This is a genomic window from Nocardiopsis chromatogenes YIM 90109 (genome assembly GCF_000341185.1).
Taxonomy (GTDB): domain Bacteria; phylum Actinomycetota; class Actinomycetes; order Streptosporangiales; family Streptosporangiaceae; genus Nocardiopsis_A; species Nocardiopsis_A chromatogenes.
In genome coordinates this window covers 23305-33825 of record NZ_ANBH01000152.1, presented here as the reverse complement: position 1 = coordinate 33825, position 10521 = coordinate 23305, and the positions used below count along the sequence as shown (strand labels likewise).

At 70.7% G+C, this 10521-nt stretch carries 10 protein-coding genes; 5 read left to right on the top strand and 5 right to left on the bottom strand.

The genetic code is table 11. The features are described 5' to 3' along the window. Positions 1 to 577: 577 nt before the first annotated feature. Positions 578 to 2860, bottom strand: coding sequence for a transglycosylase domain-containing protein (locus D476_RS0116025; protein ID WP_017624955.1), 2283 nt, complete (start codon positions 2858 to 2860; stop codon positions 578 to 580). A gap of 350 nt (positions 2861 to 3210) precedes the next feature. Here D476_RS0116025 and D476_RS0116020 point away from each other — a divergent pair, with 350 nt between their 5' ends. From D476_RS0116020 to D476_RS0116010, 3 genes are all read left to right on the top strand, one after another. Beyond that, a complete protein-coding gene (locus tag D476_RS0116020; RefSeq protein ID WP_017624954.1) occupies positions 3211 to 3837 on the top strand; it encodes a PadR family transcriptional regulator in 627 nt (208 codons plus the stop codon). 79 nt (positions 3838 to 3916) lie between these two features. Beyond that, entirely contained in the window at positions 3917 to 4996 is a 1080-nt protein-coding gene (locus D476_RS0116015; protein WP_026123553.1) for an inositol-3-phosphate synthase, read from the top strand. Positions 4997 to 5235: 239 nt separating this feature from the next. Further along, positions 5236 to 6549: an MFS transporter gene (locus D476_RS0116010; protein WP_017624952.1), complete on the top strand. Its 1314-nt coding sequence runs from the start codon at positions 5236 to 5238 to the stop codon at positions 6547 to 6549. A 26-nt stretch (positions 6550 to 6575) separates the two neighbouring features. Here the strand turns inward: D476_RS0116010 and D476_RS0116005 are convergent, their stop codons facing one another. The 3 genes from D476_RS0116005 to D476_RS36415 are packed head-to-tail and all read right to left on the bottom strand — an operon-like array spanning position 6576 to position 7702. Further along, positions 6576 to 6752: a DUF397 domain-containing protein gene (locus tag D476_RS0116005; protein ID WP_017624951.1), complete on the bottom strand. Its 177-nt coding sequence runs from the start codon at positions 6750 to 6752 to the stop codon at positions 6576 to 6578. Then, a complete protein-coding gene (locus tag D476_RS0116000) occupies positions 6745 to 6942 on the bottom strand; it encodes a DUF397 domain-containing protein (protein WP_017624950.1) in 198 nt (65 codons plus the stop codon). Before D476_RS0116000 ends, D476_RS0116005 begins: the two co-directional genes overlap by 8 nt. Beyond that, positions 6935 to 7702, bottom strand: a complete 768-nt coding sequence (locus D476_RS36415; protein WP_083939537.1) for a Scr1 family TA system antitoxin-like transcriptional regulator — start codon at positions 7700 to 7702, stop codon at positions 6935 to 6937. The genes D476_RS0116000 and D476_RS36415 overlap by 8 nt, the downstream gene beginning before the upstream one ends. Before the next feature lie 182 nt (positions 7703 to 7884). Here D476_RS36415 and D476_RS0115990 point away from each other — a divergent pair, with 182 nt between their 5' ends. After that, entirely contained in the window at positions 7885 to 8205 is a 321-nt protein-coding gene (locus tag D476_RS0115990; RefSeq protein WP_040726490.1) for a hypothetical protein, read from the top strand. A gap of 115 nt (positions 8206 to 8320) precedes the next feature. Further along, positions 8321 to 8806: a hypothetical protein gene (locus tag D476_RS0115985; RefSeq protein ID WP_017624947.1), complete on the top strand. Its 486-nt coding sequence runs from the start codon at positions 8321 to 8323 to the stop codon at positions 8804 to 8806. Between the two features lie 202 nt (positions 8807 to 9008). Here the strand turns inward: D476_RS0115985 and D476_RS0115980 are convergent, their stop codons facing one another. Then, the gene (locus D476_RS0115980; RefSeq protein ID WP_017624946.1) at positions 9009 to 10496 is read right to left on the bottom strand and encodes a CCA tRNA nucleotidyltransferase; all 1488 of its coding nucleotides are present in this window, start codon (positions 10494 to 10496) and stop codon (positions 9009 to 9011) included. Positions 10497 to 10521 lie beyond the last annotated feature (25 nt).

The window sequence follows — 10521 nt, the reverse complement described above, 5'->3', positions numbered from 1 at the left end:
GCCCCGCCGACGCCCGCCGCCGGCGTTACGTCGTCTTTCGGTACTCACGCGTCCTCGATTGCTGATCTACGGCCGTACGGCCTGACGACTCGGGTAGGAGCGGGGCGCTCGGCCGCCCCATGGGGGATACGGTTCCGGTCGGTCGCGCCTGGGGGGCGGCGTCCGCGTGTATAGGGGACGCGCCGCCTCGGGGCGGGGTTTTCCGGTCGACCGGAATACGTGGTCCTCGGCTTCCTCCTGTCGCTGGACCTCACTGGGGACGGACTCGGGCCGCGGGTGCATCCTGCGTGCCGCGCCGCCCCGGGTAAAGCAGGCGCCACGCTATGGGCACGGTGCCATATAGCACAACCCGAGCCGCGAGGTTACCCTCCGACGCCCCTGAGCGGGTCACGGTACGGACAACTCGAGGGCCCGGCACGCAGCGTACTCCGTGGCCGCCCGCCCGGGGAGGGACCCGCATCGAATGAGCCGGGCATATGGCATCTGCGCAGGGTATTCGCGGTAAAGAAAAGGCAAAGCGCGGACGTTGCCCGCGCTTTGCGAAAGTGATCCACACAACAACCGGACCCGCCGGGTGTCACGTCCCGGAGTCCAGGAGCGAGGCGCCCCCACCGCCGCCGCCCTGCGAGCCGCCGTCCGGCCCGCCGTCACCGCCGGTGCCGCCGCCGTCGCCGCCGGTGCCCGAGTCGCCTCCGTCGCCGCCGTCGTCGCCGTCCGTTCCCCCGTCGCCGCCGTCGCCTCCGGTCCCCCCGTCACCGCCGTCCCCGGTATCGGGCGACTCCGTGCCGTCACCGTCACCGCCGGTGCCGTCGGAGGTCGGCTCGTCGGTCGGCGTGTCCTGCGGTGTGTCCTCCGGCTCGCGGGTCGGCGTGTCCTGCTGCGTCCGCTGGGGCTCCTGCGGCTGGACGGGCGTGTCCTGGCCGCCTCCGCCGCCCCACACCGGCTCGGGGAACTCCCGCACCGGCTGCCCCTGCATCGCCGTCTCCATGAAGTCCTTCCAGACCAGCGCGGAGGTGGTGCCGCCGTAGATCCCGCCGACGCCGGGAAGTTGCAAGGGCTGTCCGTCGGCCCTGCTCAGCCCGACCGCCACCGAGAGCTGCGGCGTGTAGCCCACGAACCAGGCCGCCTTGGCGCTGTCGGTGGTGCCGGTCTTGCCCGCCGCGGGGCGGCCGTCGGCCAGTGCCGCCGACGCTCCGGTCCCGCCGTCCACGACCTGCTCCATGGCGTAGGTGGCGTCGGCGGCGACGCCCTCACCGAAGGCGCGCGTCCCGGTCTCCAGCTGCGCGGCGTCCTCGGGGGTGAGCTCGCCGTCGGCGCCCTCGACCCCGGTGACCATGTGGCGGGGCATGTGCACGCCGCCGTTGGCGAAGGTCGCGAACCCGGACGCCTGGTCGAGCGCGGTCACCTGGTAGGTGCCCAGCGCGATGTTCGGGCCGAGCCCGGCGGTCTCGAACTGCTTCTCGGGGATGCCCGCCGCCTTGGCGGCGTCCTGCACCTTCTGCGCGCCGATGTCGACGGTCAGCCCCACGTAGGCGGTGTTGACCGAGTTCTCCGTCGCCTCCAGCAGGCTGACGGGGCCGTAGCTCTTGCCGGAGTCGTTGCGCACCGGTGCGGTCAGCCCGGGGAAGGACTGGGGCGAGCTGCCGTCGTAGACGCTGTTGAGGCTCTTGCCGTCCTCCAGCCCGGCCGCGAGCGCGTAGGGCTTGAACGCCGACCCGGCCTGCGCGCGCTGCACCAGCGAGTTGTCGGTGTCGTTGACCGGGTCACTGCCGCCGTGGAAGGCCTTGATCTCCCCGGTCTGCGGCTCCACCGCGGCGAGCCCTTCGACGGTCCCCTCGGGCACCTCGCCCAGGGTCTCGGTGAAGGCGTCCCCCGCGGCCTCCATGAGGTCCTTGTCCAGGGAGGTCTGGACCTCGTAGCCGCCGGTGGCGATCTGCTGGTCGGTCAGGTCGTACCGGTTCTGCAGCTCCTTGACCACGGCGTCGCGGATGTAGCCCTCGGAGGGGTCGGAGGACGACGCGCCCGGCTCCCAGGCGATCGTCTCGGGGAACTCCAGGGAGTCGGCCTCCTCCCGGGTGATGCCGTGTTCGGGGTCGACCTCGTGCGCCTTCACGGCGCCGTCGACCGCGTACTGCCAGCGCGCGTGCAGGTCCTTCTCGGCCTGCGACCCGGGCTCGGGGTCGGTGAAGTCGCTGGGGCGCTGGATGAGCGCGCCGATGAAGGCGCCCTCGGCCTGGTCCAGGTCCTCGACGTCCTTGCCGAAGTAGGCCTGCGCGGCCGCTTCGACGCCGTAGGCGTTGCGGCCGAAGTACACGGTGTTCAGGTACTGGGTGATGATCTCGTCCGGGCTCATGCGCCGGGCGACCTTCAGGGAGATGAAGATCTCCTTGATCTTGCGCGTGTAGGTGCGCTCCTGGGAGAGGCCGTCGTAGTAGTTGCGGGCCATCTGCTGGGTGATGGTGGACCCGCCGCCCGCCTCGCCGCCGCTGAGGACGGCACGGGTGGTCCCGGAGATGGAGACGCCGGGCGTCTTGTAGAAGTTGCGCTGTTCGGCGCCCAGGACGCCGTTGATGACGGTGTCGGGGATCTGGTCCCTGCTCACCTTGGTGCGGTTGACGGTGCCGGTGCTCGTCGCCTTGGAGCCGTCGGCGTAGTGGATCTCCGAGGCGGACACGGCGGCGTCGCCCTGGGGCTGCAGCTTCGACGGTTCGGGCGTGAGCGCGTAGGCGACCGTGAAGGCCGCGGCCCCCGCCACGACGAGGGCGGAGAGCGTCATCAGCACCCAGTGCAGGACGCGGCGCCACGTGGGGGTCCGTTGCCCCGCGGCCGCGGCCCGCGCCTCCTGACGTCCCTTGTTCACAAGCATCCTCACTCGCCCGCGGGAGCCAGGAGGAGGGGCCTGTCTCCGCCGCGCGGCGCTCACTGTCGGCGGGGGACGCCTCACACAGGGCCGACATCTCGTTCTGGTAGAGAAACGGTCCCGGAAATACTACGTCACCTCGGCGGGTCGACCCCGTACCGCCCACCGAGCGCCGAGGGACCTATATCGACTGGATATAGTCATACGCGCATAAAGCACGTGTATGTTCGCGTTCCGCTCCCGGCGGGGGATGCCGGGAACAGAACGGCCGCCGCCGAAGCTGTCGTCAGTGCGCGGCGGAGCGGCCGTGCGGGAGACGACGGCGGGAATCGGCCGAAGGAGGTGCGGCGGTGAGCACGCGCAGGGCGCGGGTCCTGGACCTCGCCGTCCTCGGCCACCTGTCCGAGGCCCCCATGCACGGCTACGAGCTGCGCAAGCGCCTCAACCGGGAGCTGGGCGCCTTCCGGGCGTTCTCCTACGGCTCGCTCTACCCTTGTCTGAAGGAGCTGCTGGAGCACGGCCTCGTGGCGGCCGCCGAGCCGCAGAAGGCCGCGCGGGGCAAGCGGTCGCGCATCGTCTACCGCCTCACCGACCAGGGGAGGGCCGCCCTGGACGGGCTGCTCTCCGCGAGCACCCCGGCGGAGAACGACGACGACTGCTTCGGCGTGCGCTTCACCCTTTTCGGCCGCCTCGGCTCCGACGTCCGGCTCCGCATCCTCGGCGGGCGCCGGGACCGGATGCTGCAGCGGCTGCAGGGGCTGCACGAACGGATGGCGGGCCTCTCGGAGAGGGGCGCCCCTTACACCTACGAACTGCACCGGCACCGCGCCGAGACCGTCCAGCGCGAGGTGGACTGGCTCGACGGCCTGATCGAACGGGAGCTGCGGTGCGCCGAGCGGGACGGGGGCACCGGTGGCGGCACCGGCGCCCCCGCCCCGCCTCGGGGCACCGCGCCCCCGGGCGGGCGCCGGCGGTGAGGCGGCCCCGGGCCGCACCGCGGGGCGCCCTGAGGGCGCCGCGCATTCCACGTCAACGGATCAGAAGGAGCAAGGACCAATGGGTTCGGTACGCGTAGCCGTCGTGGGCGTCGGCAACTGTGCGGCGTCGCTCGTCCAAGGCGTCCACTACTACCGGGACGCCGACCCGCAGACCCGGGTCCCCGGCCTCATGCACGTCGAGTTCGGGCCGTACCACGTGCGGGACGTGGAGTTCGTCGCGGCCTTCGACGTGGACGCCAAGAAGGTGGGCCACGACCTGTCGGACGCCATCTCGGCCAGCGAGAACAACACGATCAAGATCTGCGACGTGCCGCCGACCGGCGTGACCGTCCAGCGCGGCCCCACGTTCGACGGCCTGGGCCGCTACTACCGGGAGACCATCGAGGAGTCCACCGAGGACGCCGTCGACGTGGTCGCCGCGCTCAAGGCCGCCAAGGCCGACGTGCTGGTGAGCTACCTGCCGGTGGGCTCGGAGGAGGCCGACCGGTTCTACGCCCAGTGCGCGCTGGACGCCGGGGTGGCGTTCGTCAACGCGCTGCCGGTGTTCATCGCCTCCGACCCGGAGTGGGCGGCCAAGTTCGAGGCCGCGGGCGTGCCGATCGTCGGCGACGACATCAAGTCCCAGGTGGGCGCCACCATCACGCACCGCGTGATGTCCAAGCTGTTCGAGGACCGCGGCGTCGTCGTCGACCGGACCTACCAGCTCAACTTCGGCGGCAACATGGACTTCAAGAACATGCTGGAGCGCGAGCGCCTGGAGTCCAAGAAGACCTCCAAGACCCAGTCGGTCACCTCGCAGATCCCGCACGAGCTGAACGCGGGGGCGGTGCACATCGGCCCGTCGGACCACGTGCCGTGGCTGGACGACCGCAAGATGGCCTACATCCGGCTGGAGGGGCGCGCGTTCGGCGACGTGCCGCTGAACCTGGAGTACAAGCTGGAGGTGTGGGACTCCCCCAACTCCGCCGGGATCATCATCGACGCGATCCGCGCCGCCAAGATCGCCAAGGACCGGGGCATCGGCGGGCCGATCCTGTCGGCCTCCTCCTACTTCATGAAGTCGCCGCCGGAGCAGTACTCCGACAGCGAGGCGCACGACCGCGTCGAGCGCTTCATCGCGGGCGAGGTGGAGCGCTAAAAAGCTCAGCGCCTTGTCGACTCATCGATCCGCTGCCTTGGAGACGCGTCCATAGGCCGATCTGACGTGCAGTCGCCATGGCGTCGTGTCTCCTGATCGCCTCGCCGATGTGGCGCGGTGTCGACAAGCCGATGCGTTGACACGGCGCCACGGCGATCGCCTCGGAGCCTCCGAAGGGGCCGCCCCGCGGGGCGGCCCCTTCGCCGTGTACCGGTCCGGGCGCGCCGTACCCTTGGCGGATGTCCTTCTTCGGTGATCTGCGGACCGTGCTGCGCGGAGACCGCTTCCGCCGCCTCTTCGCGACCCGCGTCGTCTCGCAGTTCGCCGACGGGATGTACCAGGCCGGGCTGGCCGGGTACGTGTTCTTCAGCCCCGAGCAGCACACCACCGCAGCCGAGGTCGCGGCGGCGTTCGCCGTCCTGCTGCTGCCGTTCTCGGTGGTCGGGCCGTTCGCCGGGGTGTTCATCGACCGCTGGTCGCGCCGCCAGGTGCTGCTGGTGTCGGCCCTGGCCAAGGCGGCGCTCGGGGGCGGCACGGCGGTGCTGGTGGCGGTGGGCGCCGACGGGGCGCCGTTCCTGCTCGCGGCGCTGGTCCTGCTCAGCGTCAACCGGTTCTTCCTGGCCGGGCTGTCGGCGGCGCTGCCGCACGTGGTGGCCCGGGACCGGCTGATGATGGCCAACGCGGTCACGCCGACCTGCGGGACCGCGGCGAGCTTCCTGGGCGCGGCGGCCGGGGCGGGGCTGCGCATCCCCGCCGGGGACGGCCCCGGGGGCACGGCGGCCGTGCTGGCCGCGGCCGGGCTGATGTTCGCCGCCGCCGGGGCGGTCTCTCTCACACTGGGCCGCCGCGAGCTGGGGCCGGACCTGGAGGAGGAGCCGACACGCGTGCGGGCGGCGCTGCGCGGCACGGTCTCCGGGCTGGTCGACGGCGCCCGGCACATCTGGGATCGCCCGCCCGCGCGCGACGGGCTGGCGACCATCGCCGGGCACCGGTTCGTGTTCGGCATCTCCACGCTGATGACGCTGCTGCTGTACAACAACACGTTCACCGACGGGGGCGTGGCGGGGCTGGCCGGGTTCAGCGTCGCGCTGTCGGCGTCGGCGGTCGGGTTCCTGCTCGGGGCGGTGGCCACGCCGTGGGCGACGGCCCGGATGGCGCCGTCGACGTGGATCGCGGGGCTGCTGGCGTTCGGGGCGGTGGTGCTTGTGGTCTTCGGCCTTCCCCTGTCGCCTGCGCTGTTCCCGGTGGCCGCCTTCGGGCTGGGGGTGGTGTCCCAGGGGGTGAAGGTCACGGTCGACACGCTGGTTCAGCGATATGTCGACGATGCGTATCGGGGGCGGGTGTTCTCCGTGTACGACATGCTCTTCAACGCCGCCTTCGTCGCGGCAGCGGGGTTCGCGGCCATGGCGGTGCCGCCATCCGGGGAGAGCGTGTCGGTGATCCTGGGGATGGCGGCCGTCTACGTGGCGATGGCTACGGCGTGGACGCTGCGTTCGGCCAGGTCACGCAAGCGGACCTCAGCGAAGCCGGACAAGGCCCACGAGGTCGCCTGACCGACACCGCTGACCGTTCCTGAGCCTCAGAACCGGTCGCGCTTGAGGTCGAGCAGGAAGGCGCGCCACTCGTCCAGGGAGAACGAGAGATGCCCGGCAGCTCTGTGCTTAGTATCCCGGACATCCGCGCCCTGGGCATGCTCCCGGACTTCCACACAGTTGGAGCCGTTGGGGGAATAGCTGGAGGTGTGCCACTCACTCACCACTGATCTCCTTAGAGTAGTGGTCGCTCTTGAGGTCGTGGAGGAAGGCGCGCCACTCGTCCAGGGGGAACGAGAGATGCCCGGCGGCTCTGTGTCTGGTGTCCCGGACGTCCGTGCCCTGGGCATGCTCCCGGACCTCGACACATTGTCCTCCGTTCTGGGAGTAGCTGGACGTGTGCCACTCATTCATCGCTGATCTCCTTCAATCTCCGAAGGGTGTCGTCCGCTGGGAGAGCACTGCCTAGGGCAGTCCGTGCAAGGTCCTGCAACCGCTGCACACCAGGGGCTTCATTGACGAGGATAGTCCCGTTCGTGTGCTCTGACGTGGCCACCTGTGACCCGTCACGTAGCCGGTAGATCTGAAAGGGGGACGTGACCCCCGCGAGGATGCTGCCAGCAGGGACCATGTGCACGCGGACTCTGTCTGACTCGATGCGTTCCAGCAGGTGGGCGGCTTGCTCCTTTCGTGCGGCCGGGGGGACCCCGATAAGCCCAGCTTCGGGGAACGTCGCGAAGACGCGAACGTCCTTCCCCAACTGGTCGAGCTGTGAGCACCTGACGCGGACGAGTTCGTCGATCACCCCCATCGGATCGGACGGGCGCCCCTCTGCGAGGGCGTACCGCGCATACAGCGGTGATTCCAGCAAGGCCGGCACGAGCACCGGCGTCACGACCTCGATCGAAACAGCACGCTCAGAGAGCTGCCTATCATCACGTAACCACGGCGGAACACCGTCTGCCTGTGTTGTCTCCTCCCAGATCCGAACCAGGCCGCCACGCGCTCCGAAGAAGTCATCGAGCTTCTCTGCAGTGGACCGATTCGGGGACGTTCGCCCGGTTTCCCAGTTCGAGGCGGCTGAAGGTACGTAGCCGACAGCCTCGGCCACCTGTGCCTGAGTCAGACCACCTTGTTTCCGCAGTCGACGCAGCTCCCTCTGCAAGTCATTCATATATCACAGAGTCTCACGAAGGCGTCACACGTGAGGAGTATCCGTTGAGGAATATACGTGTGGCCTGGTGGAGGCGGACCGAGCCTTCACACACTGGCCCCTAGGAACCGACTCCCGGCTTAGGGGCGATGGGAAATGGACGTACGCTCGGCGCTATCGCGGAACGAAGAGGTAGGCACGTGATGGTCGCCTCTGCCGCTCAGAACAACCCCCGCCACCCCTGCCCATCCCTGCGCGATGACTACGTCGGCCGGGGCTGGATCTTCTTCCGCAGTGGCCGAGGCGTCGAGACTCCGCTCATCAACGCTGTCTTCTGCCACCCGCTGCCGCCCCGGTGCGCCGCCTCGCTAGGCATAACCGAGCACTTCGCGGCTCCCCTGCACGAGACCCGTCCCGAGGTCGAACGGCGCGCCCGGACCATCGAGGTGCACGCGGACCTCTGCCCCCGCTGCGCCCGCGTCCTCGCCTCCGCCATCGCCTTCGCCGAACTCGCCGCGCGCTGACCACCGCGCTCCGCGCGCGGCCCCCTGCGGGCGCCGCACCGGGAGGGGGCGGCGCCCGCTCTTCCACTCACCGGCCGCACTCCGGCCGCCACGACTCCACAACGAGGTGACCTCCATGGCGACCATCGCCTGCCACGCTCCGTCCCACCCCGCCGAAGCCCGCGGCCTCGATGCCGCGCAGAACGCCGAGCTCGCCCACCTGATCCGGCGGCTCGCCGCCGTCCGGCCCGAGATCATCGCGACCGGCAGCGACACCTGGGGTGCCCCGTCCCGGGCGCCCGTGCCCGCTCCCCGCCCGGAACTGCGACCGATGTTCCCGCCACACCTCACCGCCGAGGACTTCCCACGCTCTAAGGAGCAACGGGACTTCATCGCCCACCTGCGCGCCCTGAGCCTCGGGCGCATGCGCCCCGGCGACCACTGGCCCGCCCACGCCGACGACCGCTTCCGCGCCAAGATGCGCCGCCCGCTCCTGCGCCGCCGGATCGCCGACGCCGTCAAGGATCAGGCGCGCGCTGCCTGTACGACCGTCGGCGCCGCCACCCTCATCGGCGGTTTCGCGATCCTGCCCCTTCTCGTCGCAGGTGTCCCGGGTTCATAGCCGACAGGCGGTGTCCACACCCTGTGGATGGAGACGGCGGCGCCTGACCTCCCGTGTCGCCGACCCGCCGTGAGGCAAGGCGCTATGCCGAAAGGCGGACAAACGGAGATATGGAGAAGTCGACAAGGCCCTACGACGACGAAGCCCCATGGGGACACATCCCCATGGGGCTTCATGCACCTGGCGGCTCCAGGAGCAGGCCTCAGGAGTCCTCGCCGATGCCCTGCTCGCGCGCCCACTCCCGGAGGGCCGACTCCGCGGCCTCCTTCTCCATGGGCCCGTTCTCCAAGCGCAGCTCCAGCATGTACCGGTACGCCTTTCCCACCAGCGGCCCCGGCTTGATGCCCAGGATCCCCTGGATCTCGTTGCCGTCGAGGTCGGGGCGGATGCTGTTCAGCTCCTCCTCCTCGGCGAGCCGGTCGATCCGCCGCTCGATGTCGTCGTAGGCCCGTGCCAGCGCCGCCGCCTTGCGGCGGTTGCGGGTGGTGCAGTCGGCGCGGGTCAGCACGTGCAGCCGCTCCAGCAGGTGCCCGGCGTCGCGGGCGTAGCGCCGCACCGCCGAGTCGGTCCACTCCCCCTTGCCGTAGCCGTGGAACCGCAGGTGCAGCGCCACCAGCGTGCTGACGTCGTTCACCACGTCCTTGGGGAAGCGCAGCGCGCTCAGGCGGCTCTTGCTCATCGACGCCCCCACCACCTCGTGGTGGTGGAAGGTCACCCGGCCCCCGGGCTCGAACGCGCGGGTCTTGGGCTTGCCGACGTCGTGCAGCAGCGCCGCCAGCCGCAGCACCAGGTCCGGCTCCATGCCCCGGCTCCGCTCCAGGTCGATCGCCTGGTCCAGGACGGTCAGCGAGTGCTCGTAGACGTCCTTGTGCCGGTGGTGCTCGTCGATCTCCAGGCGCATCTTGGGGACCTCCGGCAGCACGTAGGGGGCGAGCCCCAGGTCCACCATGAGCTCCACACCGAGCCGCGGGGCCGGGCTGACCATCAGCTTGGTCAGCTCGTCGCGGATCCGCTCCGCCGAGACGATCTTGAGCCGGTCGGCCATGGCGCCGGCCGCCTCGCGCACCTCGGACGCCAGCTCGAAGCCGAGCTGGGCGGCGAACCGCACCCCGCGCATGATGCGCAGCGGGTCGTCGCTGAAGGAGTCCTCCGGCAGCCCGGGGGTGCGCAGGCGCTGGGCCTGCAGGTCGTCCAGGCCGCCGAACGGGTCGGCGAACTCGCGGGAGGGCAGCCGCACCGCCATCGCGTTGACGGTGAAGTCGCGCCGCACCAGGTCCTCGGTGAGCGAGGTGCCGTAGTCCACCTCGGGCTTGCGCGACTTGGGCGAGTACGACTCGCTGCGGTAGGTGGTGATCTCCAGCTGCACGCCCTTCCTGCGCAGCCCCACCGTGCCGAAGTCGATGCCCACGGTCCACACCGCGTCGGCCCAGCCGTCGACCAGTTCGAGGATGCGCTGCGGCACCGCGTCGGTGGTCAGGTCGAGGTCGTGCACCTCGCGGCCGAGCAGCGCGTCCCGGACCGGGCCGCCGACCAGGGCCAGTTCGTACCCGGCCGCGGCGAACCGCTCGCCGAGCTCGGCCACGGACTCGTCGACCGTGGAGAACAGGCGTGTGACGGCCTCCCGCGGGTCGGCGGACGGCTCGGCGGACGGGGTCCGGCCGGTCGGGCCGGGGAGCGCAGTGTTCGACACATCAACAGAGGGTAGGTCGCCCGCC

Coding starts and splice junctions, on each gene's coding strand:
- D476_RS36415 (WP_083939537.1), bottom strand. CDS start 7,702: ATGAATGACTTGCAGAGGGAGCTGCGTCGACTGCGGAAACAAGGTGGT.
- D476_RS0116000 (WP_017624950.1), bottom strand. CDS start 6,942: ATGAATGAGTGGCACACGTCCAGCTACTCCCAGAACGGAGGACAATGT.
- D476_RS0116015 (WP_026123553.1), top strand. CDS start 3,917: ATGGGTTCGGTACGCGTAGCCGTCGTGGGCGTCGGCAACTGTGCGGCG.
- D476_RS0115990 (WP_040726490.1), top strand. CDS start 7,885: ATGGTCGCCTCTGCCGCTCAGAACAACCCCCGCCACCCCTGCCCATCC.
- D476_RS0115985 (WP_017624947.1), top strand. CDS start 8,321: ATGGCGACCATCGCCTGCCACGCTCCGTCCCACCCCGCCGAAGCCCGC.
- D476_RS0116010 (WP_017624952.1), top strand. CDS start 5,236: ATGTCCTTCTTCGGTGATCTGCGGACCGTGCTGCGCGGAGACCGCTTC.